Here is an 18,548-nt window from a genome sequence, read left to right as displayed (position 1 = left end):
GTGCAGACTGGATGAGCCGAACTCGCTATGACAGTTAATGGCTTACCTTACCGCGTAAAGATTTGGTTTGTGATTTTATTCCCTTGGCTTTCAATCGCCTTTCTTTGGAGGCTCGGGTCGGTTTGGTAGGACGGCGCTTTTTTTGTACAACGTTAGCGGAGCGAATCAGTTCAGCGAGTCGATTTAGTGCATCTTCTTTATTCTGCTCCTGAGTGCGGTATTGCTGGGCTTTGATAGTAATAACCCCTTCTTTTGAGATTCGAGAATCCTGTAAAGCCAGTAAACGTTCTTTGTATATTGAAGGGAGTGTTGAATGCTTAATATCAAACTGCAGGTGTATTGCAGAGGAGACTTTGTTCACGTTCTGTCCACCAGCCCCTTGAGCACGGATTGCCGTTAGTTGAATTTCCCATGCCTGAAGTGTCACTGTGTTCGAAATTTTGAGCATGAATGGGGTGGGTTGTGAAGTGATAGGTCAAGTGTAAAGCGAAGAGAGGCTAAATACTATAAATCAAAGTGCTTAAACTTGATATCAATGCAGTAAATTGTTGGGTGATTGTCGAAGAGTACGACAATGATTAAAGACGCGAATACGTAGTGGGCTTAACTATTTGATATATAATACTTAAGCAACTTGATCCTTAGTTTTTCATCAGCAAAATGCTGTGGTTTTATACATCCAGTCACACATCCGAACTTGGTGTTCGATTTACCGTTGTAATTATCAGTCGAAAAGGGCATTTAGACGTCAATAAATCAGACGTAAAGGATTGAATATGCCACTTTCTTATGATGACACTCAAAGACTGACAGAGTTTTACAAAGTTTGCCTCGATAACCAACATCAGATGTTGGGATATCCAGTCGCGACAGATTATGACTATCAGGATCTATGGTCCTTTTTCCAGTTTACCATTAACAATGTTGGTGACTGGGCTGAAACGTCGAACTACCCAATGAACACCTTTGAATTTGAGCAGGATGTTGTTAATTACTTTTGTCAGTTATTTCATACCACAACCGACAAGGCTTGGGGATACGTCACCAATGGTGGGACAGAAGGCAACATGTATGGTTGTTATCTTGCTCGTGAACGCTTTCCGGATGGAATGATGTATTTTTCTAAAGATACCCATTACTCTGTGATGAAGATTGTTCGTTTTCTTAACGTCGAGCACCGTGTTGTGGAGTCTCAGGCTAATGGCGAAATGGATTATGATGCGCTTGAATCCGCTCTTAAGAAAAACTCGAATAAGCCCCCCATTATCTTCGCTAACATTGGTACGACTATGCTTGGAGCGATAGATAATCTAGAACAGATTCAGGCTCGTCTGTATAACGCAGGTTTTAGTCGTGATCAGTACTACTTACATGCGGACGCCGCGTTTCACGGCATGATCATTCCTTACGTAGACAACCCGCCCAAGTTTTCATTCAGAGACGGCATTGACTCAATATCTGTGTCTGGCCATAAGATGCTGGGGTCACCGATTCCGTGTGGCATGGTGTTGGCGCTTAAAGAGCACACCGATAAGATCAGCCATCAGATTGAATACATTGCGGCTCCAGACAAAACGCTCACAGGTTCGCGCAATGGCTTAACGCCTTTATTTTTGTGGAAGTTCATCAGAAGCAGCAGCGAACAGGAAAAAAGAGAACGAATTCAGAGCTGTCTTGAACTGGCGGAAGAAACGGTTCAGATGCTCAATCAGCACAATATTCCAGCTTGGCGAAATGACAATTCAACCATAGTCGTCTTCCCTAAGCCTTCGGAAACGACTTGGAGAAAGCATCATCTTGCTGTTGCCAATGGTATGGCGCATATCATTATCGCGGGTCAAACGGTGAAGAATCGTAGCAAACTGGATCAGGTATTGGACGATCTAATCAGTGAGCAAGCCTATGTAGAGCTCGCTGGCTAAAAAACGAGATAAGATATGGGAAGGCTCTGGTCAGTTTGAAAATGGCGAATCGTGGATTTCTTAGATTCGTCACAACTTCTTTCTTTTGTCACAAATAGTCACATTCGTTTCTATCACGGTGAGTTATAGTTCTTCTAACGTTCATTTGCTCACCTATCCTATGTTAACAGCCAACACGTATACGATAACTCTAGTTGAAGATGATGTGGAATTAGCTGATTTAATTAGAGATTTTTTGCAGAACTATGAGTTTGAGGTCAATGTTATCACCGATGGAATCCGCGCTGTAGATGCCATTTTGGAAGGGCAGCCGGATCTGGTCATTCTTGACATTATGCTGCCGGGACAAAGTGGCATGGATGTCTGCAGAGCCATCAGAGCGGGTTATCAAGGTATGATCTTGATGCAAACAGCGCTGGATGACGATATTGATCAAGTGATGGGGCTTGAACTTGGCGCCGACGATTATGTGGTAAAGCAGGTTAAACCGCGTTTGTTACTGTCACGTATTCGTGCATTGTTACGTCGTCAGCAGCGTCAATCTGCAAGTAAACACAATGATGAGTTGACGTTTGGGCACTTAATGATCAATTTAAAACATAGAGCAGTAACCATTGATAACCAGTTGATTAAGCTAACCACTTCCGAGTTTGACTTGCTCCATCTATTGGCTAAGAACGCAGGTCAAGTGGTGTCTCGCGATGAGATTGCACAATCGATTCGTGGTTTTGAATATGATGGCTTGGACAGAACGATCGATAGGCGTATTTCTCGTTTAAGGCGGACATTAAAGGATGATCCACAAGAGCCGGAGTTAATCAAAACAGTCCGAGGCATAGGTTACCAGTTGTGTGTATCTACAGAGGATGTGGCATAGTGATTCGAGCATTTTCTATTCTATGGTTGGCGGTCTTTGTTCCAATTGTCTTGCTGATTATTCCCACCTCTATTAATCCCATTCAACGTTTGAATGAGTCATTTTCAGAGCAGTTTTACAAACAAGTTTATGCCGTTAACTTTGATATTTTGAGTGGAAAGCTGCTCGCGCAACCACAAATACAATGGCAGGGTATTATCCAGTCCTATGCCGAGCATTTTGCTTATCCTCTAAAGTTGGAATCGCTTGATAAATACCAAGATGATGCAGAAGTCTTCCATTCTATTAAGAGTGGCGAGATTACCTTTCTGTTTGGGGACCCAATGGCACTGCTTAAACGTGTGGGCCAAAGCAATTACCTTATCTACTTTGCGTTAAATGAATCGACTCAATTGGCAGCATTGAATCAAGCTGCGGGTTCATTGTTCCTTGCCTCTGAGCAGCTTCGGGCCTTGCCAAGAGAGGAGTGGCCTCAGGACTTAGCTGAGAAGAATACAATCATTCCGTTTCAGATTAGTTTAAAAAACGACGAGGACTTGTCTGACAATGCTTTGTCAGCCATTGAAGAAAAGCCAGGAGAAATAGTCAGTTATATTAATCAACAAGGACAAATTGAGCTACTGGCCCCTGTTGCTGATGGAGTCTGGCTTCATGTCCATGATGATATGTCTCAGAGCACACAGTTAAAACTCACCTCTGCGATTGGTGGATTATTTTTCGTTATTATTTCTCTGGCCTTGGTTTTGTGGGTGCTTCCTCTTTGGCGAGATCTCAAGCGCTTGGTGCATACCTCGAACGAGTTTGGACAAGGGTTACTCTCCAAACGGGCAAAGGCTTCTCGCTTATCGGTGGTTTCACAATTAAGCCATTCATTTAATACTATGGCGGACAACATTGAACGATTGATCGCCGGTCAGCGAGATCTGACCAATGCGATAGCCCATGATTTACGTACCCCATTGTATAGGTTGCGCTTTGCTTTGGAGATGATAGAGGATGAGGCTTTACCTCGGGCACAAAGAGATAAATATCACACGACCATACAGTCGAGCATTGAAGATCTAGACCATTTGATCAATCAAAATTTATTGCTTTCAAGATACAATCGCATTGCAGATATAGCTCAATTTACCCAATGTTGTCTGGCAGATGAATTGGCGAAGGAGGTTGAATTTTTTCGTCTAGAGCATGTTGATCTGGAGGTCAAATTTTATTGTTCACCGCACTTACGCTCGCACTATGCCTTTATCGACAAAGCAGGGTTAATGCGTGCGGTGAAAAACCTTCTTGCGAATGCAAGTCGGTTTGCCAATAGAACAATATCGATATCTTTCGCTTATGAGAATGATAGGTATTCCCTCAATATTGAAGACGATGGTCCTGGTATTGATGAGCAAGATAAAGAAAAAATCTTTGAGCCTTTTATTCAGCTTGATAACCAAGAACGAAGCAGTGAGAAAGGACATGGACTTGGTTTGGCCATCGTTCGTCAAGTAATGAAGTGGCATCAGGGTCAGGTGAATGTGACCTCATCACCATTGGGAGGAGCTCAGTTTATCCTGACATGGCCAACTATTAAAGGGTCAGCGCAACCAGTAGAAGATCAGGCTATAAACACAACGCCATGAATACTAGCAGCAAGAGTATTACTGTGTTGCAGTTCCGCGCACTCATATAGAATGGCCATACCTAATCATATTTTTATGCACATGGCCCTCTATTGCGCCTGTGAACTCCATTTATTTCTGTTTGTTGGTGGTGGCACAGTATATTCGACCGGAGTTTAAAACCGGTACATAGCCTGAAACGGTACGGTCTTCCATTATATTGACCGCAGATTCTGAGAGCGCTAATTCATGGTATCTGCCCCAAACATTACCAAGTAAATGCACTTCTTTCAGTGATTCAATCGGCGCAGCCATTTCCGGTGGCTTCATGAAAGCCTTGCACACCGACTCACTGACTGTGAGTTTATCGCCAACCCTAAGCTGAGTTGGGTCTGCATCATATTTAGGATTAAGCTGTAGCAAGGCTTTGGATGACAGCCCATATTGAGCGGCGATATCGGGCCATAATTCACGCTTACCTGTTTCAGGAACTCGCTGCACAATATGAGTCTGACTTGGCACGGTGTCATCTTGCTTTACTTTACTGGCTGGCTTTCGCTTAATGAGAGGTTTTCCTCGTTCAGCCACAATACCGGGTAAATCCAGAGTCATGGCATGTTGATTCAGCCAAGCATGATCTAGGCTTGCTAATGTTTCTGCGGAGAGTTTTTCTGAACGATATAGAAGGTGCTGGGGTGAGACTTCACGCCTTTCTATTTTATAGGGTAGTAATATGGCCGGGTAATGGTGCTCTGAGACTAATTCATCGGTTAGCAACTCATGAGTTGAGCGAGTGAGTTGCAGGGTCCATCGACCGTTTCCGACCACTTTGTATTCTTTTATAAGACGATTCTCAACAAAATGATAAAAATAGCCTTCTGTCGCCCAAGCTAACCGTGTTTCATTGGGCTGGATGGCTAATTTGACCGGGATAAACTCTGCATTGACATACTCAGAGGTGCATGTTGTTGAGGCAACCGTGTATGAAGTTGAGTGGCCTGCCTGTTGAAAAGCATCATGGTAAAGGTTTTTTTCTTCTTGTTCGAAACAGAGAGCTGTCAACAGTGTATTACCGTCATCAGACGACATTGCTGACCACTGCCTCACCGGCTTGTCCGCTTGGGTTCTACCAAGTGTCCATACGCCCACAGTTAATGCGTTCAGATCCTCTTTCTCACAATGTATTTTTATTCGACATTGATACTCAGGCGTCGGTTCCGGTGTATCGGGCACAGAGTGGTAGAAAGAGGAGGATGTTTTAGGACGTTGAAAAGCGCCTTTTATGGGTTTATAGCCCGCATGAGTCACTCTTGTACGTGGTTTAAAATCCAATGCAGCCATAGGTGATCGTGTTTATTCATATGGTGAAGGGTGCGTATGGTAAACGAAAAAAGCCGCTTTAGCGATGAGTGGTTATGGGTGTATTAGTTAGGTTGGTGGAATTGTGACCATTGCGGACACAAACTGTCCATAACTGGGTGAAGATTGATTTGATTGGTGAATGTTACTTTTGATTGGCTTGATGAACAGTCACTCAAAAAGGAATTCGCATGTACGTCAGAACAAGGCCTTTATTGGTATGTCAATCACTACTTTTCATCATTTTTTCTCCGAGTACGTCTGCGCAAGTGGATCCATCAGTATTAGGCTTTAGCGGGGTCATTAGTGTTAATGCTGGTTATATACGCAGCCAATCCCAGCACAATACCCACGATGATAATGCTGTGACACAAGACTTATCCAACAGTGGGAAAAAAGTAAATCAAGTCTCGCCGATGCTATTAGGTCGCCTGCAGTACAATTTTGGTCAGACGATCATTTTCTTTGGCAATAGCGAAGATCAGGTAACAGAAGCCAACTTCCAAGCAGAGCTTGGTTTGTCACAAAAAGTAGGCAGAAACATGGCGATTACGACCGCTCTGTTTGGTAGCCTGCCTGGGCAAGATGAAGTGTGGCGAGACCCTTATCTAACGGGGGTTTCTAGAAGTGTCACCGACCATAAGGTATCTGGCCTCAGGGTTGCGATGGATTTACATGGTCCATTGTCCGCTTCTTTAAAATATGCGTACGCGCAAAGTGAAGTCGAGACAGAAGAGATCGGTTTTTCTCAGTCACTGAGTGATGCGCAACGTTCGCTTCTCATGCGTGACAGTGATTACCATCGATTTGGAGTGGAGAGTGCTCTACCCATCAGTCGTTCGTTTACTCTTGTGCCAGCCATTTACTATAGCCTCAGAGATGCGGAAGGTCGTGCCCACTCTTTCGAGAAAATTGATGGCCAAATTGCTCTGGCGTTTCACCGCTCAAATCATACGTTGACCTCGACGTTCCGTCTTGGCTCCGCAGAGTATGACGCAGATAATCCCGTTTTCAATCGCAAACAAGATCAGCAAAGCTTCGGCTTTTTCTCGGTTTATAGCTATCAACGTTTACTTGGCTTACCTAATACCAATCTCAACCTGATGGCGGGATATCAACAAACAGACTCCGAGATCGACTTCTACAGCAGCGAAAACCTTTTTCTATCCACGGGTGTCAGCTTCCAATTTTAATGACGCGAGGAATAAGCATGTCTAATCTAGTTAAGTTTCTATTATTGTGCGCTTTGGTTATCTTGTCCGGGTGTGATAGTGATGCCAGCGATGCAGAAAAATATACCAAACCTACAGTTGATGCAGGCAGTGATAAGGTTTACAACCTACCCCAAAATACGATTTCACTCAGTGGCTCTGCAAAAACCTACCCGAAAAACGTCTACAGCATTAAAGAAACAAAGTGGACACAAACATCAGGGCCAGTGCAGTTAGCTATTTTGAATTCTGATAGTTTAACTGCGACCTTAATTAACCCAACACAAACAGGCACTTACACCTTTGAGCTGTATGTAAAAGATAGCGGGGGAAGGACGAATACAGATAGTGTGAAAGTAGTGTTGACACAAAGTGCTCAAGTCGCAACGGTCCGAAGCAGCCTCGGTTACAGTGATGACTACGAGTTGATGTGGAAAACATTCGCTCAAGACACAAGCCGATATTCAGCGGTTGAAGATAAGTGGCAGCAACTCTATCAACCTTACCTAGTGGAAGCTGACCGTGTTAACTCTGATGAGGAATGGCAGGGGCTGGTGACTCATATGATCAGCGAGTTAGATACAGAACTTTTTGAGTTGCAAATTAATGATGAAACGACCAGTGAGCTGAATTCGACAACCGGTACAGTGTTTTGGGTAAAGCGCAATGGCGTAGGACGGATCGGATTTGAAACGATAGCTGCGTTGTCTAGCCACGAGTTGTTATCTTTGCTTTCTGCTGCTCTGCGCGATTTATCCGACTGTACGGATATTTACTTGGACTTTAGTGCCAGCGGTGACTTTGATGAGCAACTGCTCCTCACCTTAATTTCCACACTCGCTGCTCATGACGTCAGGATTTGTCCTACTGACGCTGACAGTGAGTGTGTAGAAGTAAACGCTAACCCTGATGCTGTTGATGTTCGGTTTGTGGCCGAAGGAGCCAATAGCCATAAATATGCTCAACAAGTGGCCAGTTTCCTTGATTCGCAGGAACAAGGTGACGCGCAGTTTGTCTATCAACCCAGCTTATTTTTGACCTCAAAACTCATTTTGAAATGATGTGAAAAAAGTCTACTTTTAACTGATTGGGTAATACACAAGGAGAACAGGTTATGCAAACAAATCCGGTTGGTTGGTTTGAAATTTATGTTGATGATATGGAGCGAGCAAAGGCGTTTTATCAAACGGTTTTTGAGGTGTCTCTAGAGCAGATGAATGATGAAGCCAAAATGGGGGTGGAAATGTGGCTATTCCCAGCATCGATGGAGCAGTACGGTGCTACAGGCGCTTTAGCCAAGATGGAGGGCGTTTCCGCAGGAGGTAACAGTACCATGGTGTATTTTTCATGTCAGGACTGCAGTGTTGAAGAGGCGAGAGTGGCGGAGGCTGGGGGAAAGGTTGAACATTCGAAATTTTCTATTGGCCCGCATGGCTTTATCGCTGTCGTATCCGATACGGAAGGGAATATGATCGGCCTACACTCTATGGCATGATCGCCGAATGCTTCCCTCACTGAACGATTCGCCGAGGGAAGCATTGACATTATTCCCAAGAATAGCTCGTCTTTTTGTTTGGTTTACGCTTTTTCTCAACTTCTGTCACACATAGGAAGTCTTCACGAAAGTCAGGATTGTCTTTTATTGCTAATGGCACAAATAGGCGGATCTTTGTGCCTGCGACTATTACGGTTTTGTTGCCCATCACGGCGATATCACCGCGATGTAATCTGATGCCTTTCATGGTTTGCACGGATGTACGAGAGGAAGAGAGTACGACGGGGTAGCCAAACAGAGTCAGGTCTTGGTTGGTCAGAGTAACGGTTTCTTTGAATGTCACTTCGAAGTATTGCTCTTCAGAGCGAATGATGTTTTCCAGCTCACGTACTTTGTCTTCAACAGACGCGGAAAACACCCATTGACCGAGAATGCTTTCCCACTTTCCGCCTAATCTCAGGCATTTCTTGTAAAGAAACTGATTTTTACGACCACTGCTGAGTGTACAAATGTCGATATTATTTTGCTCTTCAAGGGGCAGCGTGAGCTTAAAAATGGCTTCGTTGGAGTAGTATTTGTATTTGTTCGAGACTTCTTCAACGTGCAGCTCGACTTCACCGAGCGGCAAGTCGCGACTGTAATCGTCGATGATGATTTTACAATGGGAACGCCCTGTAGAAGCGAGAAAGAAATCTCGCTCTTTTTTTAGAATATTAAAGGTTCTCATCGTCGCCGTTTGTTTCTCGCAGAATTTGTTCCATTAAGGCTTGTTGTTCACGATCGATTTGTTCTCGCTTCGCTGGTTTTGTTGGTTCGGTGACGTCTTCCCATACGCTATGGTCTGTGTCTGGTTGAGGGGTAGCTTTAACAGCACCACGTAGCTTATCAATACGAGAAAGCATACTGCCGATTTTTCCACTAGGTCGTATTCCTTGAGCCATACGACGCTCAATCTCACGATCAGTGTCAGTCGGTTCTACTTTAAGGACACTCTGTTCTACGTCTTTTTCTCGTTGATCAAGTGTCTGATCGAGGTTGTTTTGTACTTCTTGATAAGCGTTGATGTACAGCACTTTAAATTCCTCGGCGAGATTTTTCTCAGACAGTGATTTTAGGTAGCTGTTTTTACGGTTGAAGATATACTTTTCAACGCGAGTTTGCGGATCCTTCTTAATTAAGATGCGATGGCGGGCTTCAAGAATTTCATTGTTGAGTGGTAAATCTTTCAACATCGAGAGCAAAGCGAGTGCGGGTGGCCACTCTTTACCTGCTACCAGACGTTCACGCAGGTGGTGAACGATGCGTTCAACATCATCCATTGAAAGCTCTGATGCGAAAGCGGCAAATTCATCATCTGGTTCTGACCCATACATGTGGGTGAATTGGGTTGAGAAGTTCTCCTGCATTTTGCCGAAGAAGGCCATGATGTGTTTACGTTGTTCTACGGAATAAGGGCGCAGTACATCCTTCAACTCCTGATTAAACTCGCTATTGATAATTGCGTTTGAAATAGCCGCAGGAGTCGTAGGCTTTTGAGTCTGTTGCACCGTAGGGGGAGTCTGTTTGGCCACTGATTGAGTTTTCTGAACAGGCTTGTCCTGACTTTTTTGCTTCCAAGAAGAGGCGATCTCGTTGATATCTTTCATCTTTTACCTAATCGTCAAAATCAAAGTTGAAGTTTGCCATCTTTTTCTTGAAGGCTTGGTTGGGGGACATTTTCGTCGCTGCTGGCTTTTTATTACTGAAACCTTTGCCTTGCCCATAACTCTTTTCCGTGTGCAGGTGTGCGTGAAGACGACTGTTCAGATCGTCTTGGTTCATCAACGGCTGACCAATGGCTTGAACTTTCTCTACGAAACTTGCCCAAACGTTGGTTTGATTGGCGAACCCACTACGGAACATAATGACCTCCGCCCAAGACTCAATGACATTCGGTGACAGCTCTTCAACGTTAATCGTTTTACCCTTTGCACCAGAGGGATTGAGTGGTTTGACTTGAGTCTTGTGGAATTGCGGCACCTTGGCAATCGGTTCTGAAGTAGCATACACCGGAATAGAATGCTGGTTACCCACATTCACTTTGCACTTAATATTGCCTTGCTTACGGGTGTATGTCTTGCTCAAGGAAATAATGGCTTGTTCAACCGCCAGTTTACCAAGGACATGATCAATCGTGGATTCAGAACCATTGGTCATTTCTTGTAGCTCTGCCATGGTGGTAATCACCGCGCCACTTCGATCGGACAATTCTGCCAGAGCGAGTAAGACGAGTTTTTCTTCCATAGTGACACAAGGATGAGACCAGGCTCGTTCAATAAACTTTGAAGACATGTTCTGAATCCAGCAATAACAGACTAATAAGGAAATTATACGATTTGATAGGGCGAACACCAACCATTGATCTCGGTGTTCGCCTTGATTTCATTATATCAATGACAGATTGGCGGCAGTTTGTTCGCCCATCTCGAACAGTTTGTCGAAAATATGCTCGCCGTCGGCTCTCAATCCGTTGTGCTCGTATTCATTGGTAATCCATGCGTTGGCATTAGGTATCATTGACAATGTTTCGCGGCTGATATCCATCTCAACAAACATATCATCGGCGTAAACCGCGCAGCTCACAGGGACTTTATTTTGTGAAAGCTGAGTTCCACAGTACAGCGGAGGCCAGTCCTGCTTTTCGGCCAACAACTCAGCGGCTTGTTTGAGTGGTTTTAGCGTTACATATTGGTCGAACATCCATGGGAATACCATTTCCCCAGTAAAGTAAAAGTCTTGCCCTTGCTGATAATTGAACGCTGCGTTTTCCTGACGGATGCGATGTGCACTCCATTGTGAGGCGAATCCCTGACAGTAGATGGACTCATGCAAAATGGCATAAATTGGATTGGTCTGGAAATTCTGCTCCATGAGCATACTATTGAGGAATTCATAGCGTAGTTGAGGTTTCCCTTCTACGGTGATCAATGCATTTTCAAGTAAATAATACGTAGGCAAGAATGTATCACTAATGCCAAAGTTAATCCCAATCTGTTGGAACTGCTCAACGGTTAAACGCTGGCCATTGGGCAGGTACACTTCGTTGTGCAGAATATGATTGGCAATTTGCTGACATAATTGCTGTGCTTTAGGAAACTGGCTGAAAAAGGCTTGGTTCTTTTCCATCGTGCGCTTAAACGTCGCACGATAGACATCGTCTGGGTGACGGGAAACAGAGGGTACGCCACCAGTGATGTAACTTCTCGACAAGCTCTCAGGGAACAGAGACAGATAAGTCAGAGAGCAGAAACCACCAAAGCTCTGACCTAAGATAGCCCATTTATCGACACCGAACTGTTCACGGATGAATTCCGCATCACGCACTATGTTGTCGGCGCGGAAATGACTCAGGTACTCAGCCTGTTGTTGCGGCTGTAAATGGTCCAATGTTTGGTGATTAACAACCGAACTGTTACCAGTGCCGCGTTGGTCAAGCAACAACACGCGATAGTTTTGCAACGCGCGTTTTATCCATCCGTTATTGCCGTTTTGGCGTGGTGATGGAAATCCTGGCCCACCTTGAAAATAAACCAGCCACGGTTTTGACGAATTCTTGTCTGCAACGAGAGACACTTCACGAGCAAAGATATCGAGATGTCCTTTCTCCGGGGCAGAGTAATCTAATGGCACAGTGAATGAGTGGGGGATGTAATGCAGTCCTGCGTCGATAAATGCTTGAGCGTTCATTATTATTTCCTTTTGTGAAGTAGGCTACTTTACTCCGGTTGAAGCGGATAACCAATCCTATCAGGTTAAATCGGAGCGACAAAGGGGGTAAGCTTCAACTGGATGAGATGATATCGCTGTTCAAATATTTTGAATAACTAGCTCGAATCCTTAAGCTCAAGTTTCGACCAGAGGAAGATAGACTGTACTTATCACTCTTGAGGAGAAAAACAATGAGCCAGCTTCGAGAAATCCGTCAAATCATTTCAGCCCACGCCACATCTGATGGTGATGGAGTCAAAATTAGCCGCGTTGCGGGATTTAATAACGCCAACTTTTCACCATTTTTGATGATGGATGAGCTTAAGTCTGATCAACGTTCCGATTACATTGGTGGCTTTCCTCCTCACCCTCATCGTGGCATTGAAACCTTGACTTACATGTTGAAAGGGCATTTCCAACATAAAGATCATATGGGCAATGTCGGCGAATTACGTTCTGGTGGCGCTCAATGGATGGCGGCTGGTCGAGGTGTGATTCATAGTGAAATGCCTATCATGCAGGATGGCGAGTTGCATGGATTCCAAATTTGGATAAACCAGCCAGCGCGCGACAAGATGAAACCCGCTCAGTATCATGACTTTCAGCCTGAAACTATCACAGAATATCAAGATGAGAGCCTTGGCGTATTACGCGTTCTAGCAGGTGAGGTATCCGTTGAAGGCAACGTACAACAAGGCCCGCTGAGCAAAACCGGAGTGCCCTTATCAGTTTCAGACTGGCGTTCTGAAACAGACCAGAAGATTAAGTTACTTACGCCGCAGAAATTTAACATGATGCTTTATGTTTATCAGGGCGAAATTAGTGTTAAAGAACGCAGGGTGCAACAAGGTGAGATGGCACTTTTGTCTTCTGGAGAAGTCGCTGAGTTGAATGCAAACAGCACAAGCGGTGTGCTGATTTTCCTAGGTGAACCGATTGATGAGCCCGTTGTGCACTATGGCCCGTTCGTGATGAACAGCATGCAAGAAATTGAACAAGCGATCAGCGACTACAACAACGGTGAGTTTGAAAAATATTGATATTAAACCGTATGAATAGATAGTTGCACTATTTCGTCTAAACTTTAAGTATTAGCACCTGAACTTGGGGGCTATAAAACGCAAGAAGCGAATAATCCACTGCCATTCACTTTTTGTTTTGCCACGTGTCTAAGATACGTGGCTTTTTCTTTATTTACTTCTTTTGATTTTTTAGAAACCCCCTTTGACCTACTTAAAGGTTAATCATTGTTAACTATTAATGATTACTCCGTTTTGTCTCTATGCTCAGAAGATCAACTTTGAACAGAGTTAAAGTATGTCTATCCCCTTCTCGTTTACGGTATTACGTCGAGCGTCTCTTTTCCTTATAACCACTTTGAGCCTGATAACCTGGCCATCTGCTTGGGCGGCGTGCACTGCGGGCAGTCGGGTTGGAGATGCGAATTGGAAGTTTGATGTCAGCCGGTATGACCAACGATTTCCGCTGAGCCTAGAATGGACGAAGGCTGGAGTCAGAGGTGGAATTCCATGTTTTGATCCTGAACGAGTGGTTGCGAAGATAACGCCTAAGGACGATATTCAAACGGCAATGGATAAAGTGGCGCGTGCTGGCGGAGGAATAGTAATACTGGAAGAGGGTGTTTATTTGCTGGATAAAACGGTGGAGATGCGCTCAAACGTAGTATTGCGCGGCAGCAGCAAAATAGAGACACATGTTCTGGTAACCATGCGTAATACTTGGCAAGGCTATGGTACAGATAGATTTGCTTTCCAATTCTCGGATGTCTTTGGGGTGGGTTTGGAGAACATGACGATTCAGCTTGCGGTTGACGGATTTGAGCCTCTAGATAGAAACAATTTCGATGAGCCTCATGTTGAATCTGCGTGGCCATTTACCAATGATGTAAAGGTGGCTCGAACCGGAGACAAAAACCAACCTGTATCAGATCCAAACCTCTATGTCGGCTTGGCTAAGTTTTCTGAAAAGAGTCATGATTCTTGGGTACAAGATACCCGCATGTTTGAAGCAGGAACGAACCCCATCTTTGCAGCTAGCGATACCTCACACCTGACATTTCGCGGTAATGATATCTACCGCTGCTACAACAAGGGAATTAACGGTAACTGCTATTACGATATACGCGGTCAGTACATTTTAGTGACGAACGAGAGGGTGCGAAAAATTCGCCATTTAACTTTACATCAACAAGCCAAATACAATGTGGTTTATGACAATCACCTTGAAGTGGATGTGAACTTTCACAATGGCGATGGTGGGAAAAATTTAGTTGAACACAACCTGATTCAGTTGCCGTGGAGCCATCATTGGCCCTTGATTGCGACAGGGGAGTCGAGCAAGCATCAAGCTCCGGGAGCTGAGAATCTGATTTACCGCAACAACGTGGCACATCTAAGAGAAGGAAAGAATAATATTCCCAATTCCGAAAAAGTTTATACGTTAGCGGGCTTTGATGATGTTATCGCGTTACCGAGTCACTTACAGCAGCCCAAAGCTGGCACTTTATATCCGATGAAGCACTTTGACTGACGTCAGACGGCCTGCCAGCAACAGCTGGCAGGCTTGGGAGCGTTACAATACTGCTGATTTGACCATGCCAGCTTCCGCGTGTCCTGGGATGTTGCAGGCAAACTCAACGTTATTGTCACCATGGAAATGCCACAGTAACTGCTTGGCTTTGCCCGGAGCAACCGTCACTGTACTACCAGAATCATGAGCGTGGTTGCCCATTTTCTTCATCATCTCACGGTGCTTGAGTTGCTCTTGCGCTGAGCCAATGGAGAACTCATGCTCGATTTTCCCTTTGTTCATAACCACAAACTGGACCACGTCATTCGGTTCTATATCCACCTCTTTTTTGAATGTAATGCTCATATCATCGTCTAGGATCACGTGGACCACTTTGTCTGGTTTAGCACCTTTGGCAGGCATACCGACATCGGACATCTCGCCCATGTTCATTTGTGAGTGGTCCATCCCCTTCATATCGCCCATCATTTTCGAGTGGTCCATACCTTCCATATTCATTTTGGAATGCTCCATGGATGAGTGATCCATTTGAGCGAGAATTTGAGTGCTAGCCAGAGTCAGTGCAAGTGCCAGAATTGTTTTTTTCATCATTGGTTCCTTAAGTAGTAGGGTGCCCCAAAGCACTGAGCTACGGGGACATAGTTCTATGGTTATGAGTGACGTGAGATTTCTCTTTGTTTCCACAATTTGAAAATGGCCGGTAGTACCAGAAGCGTGAGTAGCAGCGCCGATGCCATTCCACCAATCATAGGGGCGGCGATTCGTTGCATGACTTCAGAGCCCGTGCCTTCGCCGTACATGATTGGCACAAGACCTATGATGACGGTCAGAACTGTCATCATCACAGGTCGAACTCTGAGGCCTGCGCCGTCTCGAATCGCCATTGACAGATCATCGGAAGTAACGGAATGATTCTGCCCTTGGGCATCCAGCTTTTTGTAGTGCCAAGCTTGGTTGAGATACACCAGCATGATGACGCCAATTTCGACGGCGACACCCGCGAGGGCAATAAAGCCGACCCCAACGGCAATCGAGAAGTTATAGCCAAGGTAGTGCATCAGCCATAAGCCACCCACCATGGCGAGAGGGAGAGTCATCATAATGATCAGCACTTCGCCAATGCGACGGAAGCTGAAGTAAAGCAGCAGCATAATGATCGCCAGAGTTATCGGTACCACGACACTTAAGCGTTCTTTCGCTCGTTCCATATATTCATACTGACCTGACCAAGCCAGAGAATAGCCAGCGGGCAGATTGAGCTGATCAGCCACGACTTGTTGTGCTTCGGCAACGTACGAACCGAGGTCTCGTCCATCGATATCAACGAATACCCAGCCATTAGGGCGAGCGTTTTCTGTTTTGATCATCGGTGGGCCGTCTTCGTAACGAATATCAGCCACATCAGCCAGTGCGATACGAGCGCCATTTGGGGTAACCAGAGGTAGGTTCTGTAATTTCACCACTGAATCACGGTAGTCTTGCGGGTATCGAACATTAATCGGGTAGCGTTCTAAGCCTTCTATGGTTTCCCCAACGTTCATGCCTCCCACCGCAGTGGAAATCACGCGTTGAACATCTTTTATATTGAGGCCATAGCGAGCGGCAGAGCGACGCTTAATATCGATAGTGACGTAGCGTCCACCGGCGACACGCTCAGCATAAACAGACGCCGTACCATTGACCTGATTGAGAATAGGCTCCAGTTCTGCCCCTATTTGTTCAATGACGTTAAGGTCAGGGCCTGCAATTTTGATCCCAATTGGTGTCTTAATGCCGGTTGCCAGCATGTCAATGCGAGTTTTGATTGGCATGACCCACGCATTGGTTAGCCCGGGGAACTGCACTAAATCGTCAAACTCTTTGCGCAGCGATTCGGTGGTTACACCTTCACGCCATTGCTGGCGAGGTTTCAGCTGTATGACGGTTTCAATCATGGTCAGCGGTGCTGGATCGGTTGCGGTTTCGGCGCGTCCGATTTTCCCCCATACCGTTTCAACCTCAGGGACGCTCTTAATCAGCTTATTGGTTTGCTGTAACAACTCGCGTGCTTTACCAATCGAGATGCCCGGATAGGTGGTCGGCATGTACATCAAATCACCCTCATCGAGTGGAGGAATGAATTCGCTGCCAAGCTTACTGGTTGGGTAGTAAGCCGATGCCATAAGTCCCATCGCAATGACGATCATGGTTTTAGGGTAGTTCAGGCTCAGGTTGAGCAAGGGTTTGTAAAGCGAGACTAACTCTTTGTTGACTGGGTTTCTGTGTTCTGGGAGCACTTTGCCACGAATGAAATAGCCCATCAGAACAGGCACTAGCGTAATCGCTAAGCCAGCAGAGGCCGCCATGGCGTAGGTTTTGGTAAATGCCAGTGGTGAGAACATTTTCCCTTCCTGACCTTCCAAAGCAAACACAGGAACAAAGCTCAACGTGATGATTAGCAGAGAAAAGAACAGCGGTGCGCCGACTTCCTCTGCGGCCTTGCCAATGACTTGCCAGCGATTCTTATCGGTGAGCGGAGTGCGTTCAATGTGCTTGTGAACGTTTTCTATCATCACGATTGCGCCATCGACCATGGCTCCAATGGCGATGGCAATACCACCTAATGACATGATGTTGGCGTTAATCCCTTGCCAATGCATGATCACAAACGCAGTCAGAATACCCACTGGTAGGCTCAAAGCGATAACCAGAGATGAGCGGATATGGAACAGGAACAAAGCACAGACAATCGCAACCACGATGAACTCTTCAGCCAGTTTCTTCCATAAGTTTTCTACCGCAGAGTCGATCAACGTAGAACGGTCATACGTCGGGACGATTTCGACTCCCTCAGGCAAGCTGCGTTGCAGCTCGGTCAGTTTGGCTTTGGTTTTGGCGATCACTTCACTGGCATTCTCACCGAAGCGCATCACAATCACACCACCAACAGCTTCTCCTTCACCGTTGAGTTCAGAAATGCCACGACGCATTTGTGGGCCAAGGTTAATATCCGCGACATCACCCAACAGAAGCGGGGTGCCTTTTTCGGTTACCTTAAGTGGCAGTGAGCGGATATCTTCGATGCTAGTCAGGTAACCTGTGGTGCGTACCATGTGTTCGGCTTCAGCGACCTCAATCACGGAAGCACCTGTCTCCTGATTGCCGTTTTGAATCGCGTTGTTAACCTGTTGTAATGTCAGGTTGTAAGCACGCAGTTTGGCGGGGTCAATCTGAACCTGATATTGCTTGACCATACCACCTACAGTGGCGACTTCCGATACCCCATCAACGGTTTGCAGTTCGTATTTGAGGAACCAATCCTGCAAGCTGCGTAACTGGGCTAAATCGTGTTGTCCGGTTTTATCCTGAAGAACATAGCTGTAAACCCAGCCAACCCCAGTGGCATCAGGTCCCAGCGTTGGTTTGGCATTGGAAGGCAGGTTTGGTGCGACTTGGCTGAGATACTCCAGCACGCGCGAGCGGGCCCAGTACATATCGGTGTCATCATTAAAGATGATGTAGACATAGGAATCCCCAAAGAAAGAGTATCCCCTGACGGTTTCTGCACCCGGTACAGCCAACATGGCAGTGGTTAATGGATAAGTGACCTGATCCTCGACAACCTGAGGTGCTTGACCCGGATAGCTGGTTTTGATGATAACCTGAACATCCGATAAGTCAGGAATTGCGTCTACAGGCGTATTCTTTACACTGTAAAGACCAGCCAAAACAATAGCTAAGGTGGCAATCAATACTAGGAGTCTATTACTGATTGACCAACGGATAATTGCATTGATCATT

General features: G+C 45.5%; 16 protein-coding genes. 8 read left to right on the top strand and 8 right to left on the bottom strand.

The window, feature by feature from the left end; translation table 11 throughout:
• Nucleotides 1-34: 34 nt before the first annotated feature.
• Nucleotides 35-448, bottom strand: a complete 414-nt coding sequence (arfB, locus tag L1D31_RS02705; protein WP_239835547.1) for an alternative ribosome rescue aminoacyl-tRNA hydrolase ArfB — start codon at nucleotides 446-448, stop codon at nucleotides 35-37.
• A gap of 328 nt (nucleotides 449-776) precedes the next feature.
• Here arfB and L1D31_RS02700 point away from each other — a divergent pair, with 328 nt between their 5' ends.
• The 3 genes from L1D31_RS02700 to L1D31_RS02690 all read left to right on the top strand — a co-directional run bounded on the left by L1D31_RS02700 (nucleotide 777) and on the right by L1D31_RS02690 (nucleotide 4,427).
• Nucleotides 777-1,922 carry a histidine decarboxylase gene (locus L1D31_RS02700; RefSeq protein WP_239835546.1) on the top strand — a complete coding sequence of 382 codons (1,146 nt, stop codon included), beginning with the start codon at nucleotides 777-779 and terminating at the stop codon, nucleotides 1,920-1,922.
• 160 nt (nucleotides 1,923-2,082) lie between these two features.
• The gene (locus L1D31_RS02695; protein WP_239835545.1) at nucleotides 2,083-2,799 is read left to right on the top strand and encodes a winged helix-turn-helix domain-containing protein; all 717 of its coding nucleotides are present in this window, start codon (nucleotides 2,083-2,085) and stop codon (nucleotides 2,797-2,799) included.
• Nucleotides 2,799-4,427 carry an ATP-binding protein gene (locus tag L1D31_RS02690; protein WP_239835544.1) on the top strand — a complete coding sequence of 543 codons (1,629 nt, stop codon included), beginning with the start codon at nucleotides 2,799-2,801 and terminating at the stop codon, nucleotides 4,425-4,427. Before L1D31_RS02695 ends, L1D31_RS02690 begins: the two co-directional genes overlap by 1 nt.
• Before the next feature lie 111 nt (nucleotides 4,428-4,538).
• Here the strand turns inward: L1D31_RS02690 and L1D31_RS02685 are convergent, their stop codons facing one another.
• A complete protein-coding gene (locus L1D31_RS02685) occupies nucleotides 4,539-5,747 on the bottom strand; it encodes a LysM peptidoglycan-binding domain-containing protein (protein ID WP_239835543.1) in 1,209 nt (402 codons plus the stop codon).
• A 209-nt stretch (nucleotides 5,748-5,956) separates the two neighbouring features.
• On the opposite strand from L1D31_RS02685, the gene L1D31_RS02680 reads away from it, so the two are divergent.
• The 3 genes from L1D31_RS02680 to L1D31_RS02670 are packed head-to-tail and all read left to right on the top strand — an operon-like array spanning nucleotide 5,957 to nucleotide 8,471.
• A complete protein-coding gene (locus L1D31_RS02680) occupies nucleotides 5,957-6,958 on the top strand; it encodes a DUF2860 family protein (protein ID WP_239835542.1) in 1,002 nt (333 codons plus the stop codon).
• 17 nt (nucleotides 6,959-6,975) lie between these two features.
• Nucleotides 6,976-8,037, top strand: coding sequence for a hypothetical protein (locus L1D31_RS02675; protein ID WP_239835541.1), 1,062 nt, complete (start codon nucleotides 6,976-6,978; stop codon nucleotides 8,035-8,037).
• 53 nt (nucleotides 8,038-8,090) lie between these two features.
• Nucleotides 8,091-8,471, top strand: a complete 381-nt coding sequence (locus L1D31_RS02670) for a VOC family protein (protein ID WP_239835540.1) — start codon at nucleotides 8,091-8,093, stop codon at nucleotides 8,469-8,471.
• A 49-nt stretch (nucleotides 8,472-8,520) separates the two neighbouring features.
• Here the strand turns inward: L1D31_RS02670 and L1D31_RS02665 are convergent, their stop codons facing one another.
• From L1D31_RS02665 to L1D31_RS02650, 4 genes are all read right to left on the bottom strand, one after another.
• Nucleotides 8,521-9,198, bottom strand: coding sequence for a hypothetical protein (locus tag L1D31_RS02665; protein ID WP_239835539.1), 678 nt, complete (start codon nucleotides 9,196-9,198; stop codon nucleotides 8,521-8,523).
• On the bottom strand, nucleotides 9,185-10,117 hold the full coding sequence (locus L1D31_RS02660) for a hypothetical protein (protein ID WP_239835538.1): 933 nt from the start codon (nucleotides 10,115-10,117) through the stop codon (nucleotides 9,185-9,187). The genes L1D31_RS02665 and L1D31_RS02660 overlap by 14 nt, the downstream gene beginning before the upstream one ends.
• 7 nt (nucleotides 10,118-10,124) lie before the next feature.
• Nucleotides 10,125-10,802: a hypothetical protein gene (locus tag L1D31_RS02655; RefSeq protein ID WP_239835537.1), complete on the bottom strand. Its 678-nt coding sequence runs from the start codon at nucleotides 10,800-10,802 to the stop codon at nucleotides 10,125-10,127.
• Nucleotides 10,803-10,895: 93 nt separating this feature from the next.
• Entirely contained in the window at nucleotides 10,896-12,197 is a 1,302-nt protein-coding gene (locus L1D31_RS02650) for an alpha/beta fold hydrolase (RefSeq protein WP_239835536.1), read from the bottom strand.
• Nucleotides 12,198-12,409: 212 nt separating this feature from the next.
• Between L1D31_RS02650 and L1D31_RS02645 the strand changes: the two genes are divergently transcribed.
• Nucleotides 12,410-13,258 (top strand): pirin family protein, encoded by an 849-nt coding sequence (locus L1D31_RS02645; RefSeq protein WP_239835535.1) that lies wholly within the window; start codon nucleotides 12,410-12,412, stop codon nucleotides 13,256-13,258.
• A 277-nt stretch (nucleotides 13,259-13,535) separates the two neighbouring features.
• On the top strand, nucleotides 13,536-14,768 hold the full coding sequence (locus L1D31_RS02640) for a hypothetical protein (RefSeq protein WP_239835534.1): 1,233 nt from the start codon (nucleotides 13,536-13,538) through the stop codon (nucleotides 14,766-14,768).
• A gap of 42 nt (nucleotides 14,769-14,810) precedes the next feature.
• On the opposite strand, the gene L1D31_RS02635 is transcribed toward L1D31_RS02640, so the two are convergent.
• Both L1D31_RS02635 and L1D31_RS02630 read right to left on the bottom strand, forming a co-directional pair.
• The gene (locus L1D31_RS02635; RefSeq protein WP_239836363.1) at nucleotides 14,811-15,356 is read right to left on the bottom strand and encodes a cupredoxin family protein; all 546 of its coding nucleotides are present in this window, start codon (nucleotides 15,354-15,356) and stop codon (nucleotides 14,811-14,813) included.
• A gap of 62 nt (nucleotides 15,357-15,418) precedes the next feature.
• Nucleotides 15,419-18,547: an efflux RND transporter permease subunit gene (locus tag L1D31_RS02630; protein ID WP_239835533.1), complete on the bottom strand. Its 3,129-nt coding sequence runs from the start codon at nucleotides 18,545-18,547 to the stop codon at nucleotides 15,419-15,421.
• Nucleotide 18,548: the final 1 nt, after the last annotated feature.

It is taken from the genome of Vibrio sp. Isolate23 (genome assembly GCF_022398095.1).
Taxonomy (GTDB): Bacteria; Pseudomonadota; Gammaproteobacteria; order Enterobacterales; family Vibrionaceae; genus Vibrio; species Vibrio coralliilyticus_A.
The sequence above is the reverse complement of the archived record's forward strand: the minus strand, read 5'-3'. Positions and strand labels throughout refer to the sequence as shown.

Excerpts from the sequence above, each read along its gene's own strand:
- L1D31_RS02655 (WP_239835537.1), bottom strand. The coding sequence starts at position 10,802 with ATGTCTTCAAAGTTTATTGAACGAGCCTGGTCTCATCCTTGTGTCACT.
- L1D31_RS02680 (WP_239835542.1), top strand. The coding sequence starts at position 5,957 with ATGTACGTCAGAACAAGGCCTTTATTGGTATGTCAATCACTACTTTTC.
- L1D31_RS02665 (WP_239835539.1), bottom strand. The coding sequence starts at position 9,198 with ATGAGAACCTTTAATATTCTAAAAAAAGAGCGAGATTTCTTTCTCGCT.
- L1D31_RS02630 (WP_239835533.1), bottom strand. The coding sequence starts at position 18,547 with ATGATCAATGCAATTATCCGTTGGTCAATCAGTAATAGACTCCTAGTA.
- L1D31_RS02635 (WP_239836363.1), bottom strand. The coding sequence starts at position 15,356 with ATGAAAAAAACAATTCTGGCACTTGCACTGACTCTGGCTAGCACTCAA.
- L1D31_RS02640 (WP_239835534.1), top strand. The coding sequence starts at position 13,536 with ATGTCTATCCCCTTCTCGTTTACGGTATTACGTCGAGCGTCTCTTTTC.
- L1D31_RS02660 (WP_239835538.1), bottom strand. The coding sequence starts at position 10,117 with ATGAAAGATATCAACGAGATCGCCTCTTCTTGGAAGCAAAAAAGTCAG.
- L1D31_RS02685 (WP_239835543.1), bottom strand. The coding sequence starts at position 5,747 with ATGGCTGCATTGGATTTTAAACCACGTACAAGAGTGACTCATGCGGGC.
- L1D31_RS02675 (WP_239835541.1), top strand. The coding sequence starts at position 6,976 with ATGTCTAATCTAGTTAAGTTTCTATTATTGTGCGCTTTGGTTATCTTG.
- L1D31_RS02650 (WP_239835536.1), bottom strand. The coding sequence starts at position 12,197 with ATGAACGCTCAAGCATTTATCGACGCAGGACTGCATTACATCCCCCAC.
- arfB (WP_239835547.1), bottom strand. The coding sequence starts at position 448 with ATGCTCAAAATTTCGAACACAGTGACACTTCAGGCATGGGAAATTCAA.
- L1D31_RS02695 (WP_239835545.1), top strand. The coding sequence starts at position 2,083 with ATGTTAACAGCCAACACGTATACGATAACTCTAGTTGAAGATGATGTG.
- L1D31_RS02645 (WP_239835535.1), top strand. The coding sequence starts at position 12,410 with ATGAGCCAGCTTCGAGAAATCCGTCAAATCATTTCAGCCCACGCCACA.
- L1D31_RS02670 (WP_239835540.1), top strand. The coding sequence starts at position 8,091 with ATGCAAACAAATCCGGTTGGTTGGTTTGAAATTTATGTTGATGATATG.
- L1D31_RS02700 (WP_239835546.1), top strand. The coding sequence starts at position 777 with ATGCCACTTTCTTATGATGACACTCAAAGACTGACAGAGTTTTACAAA.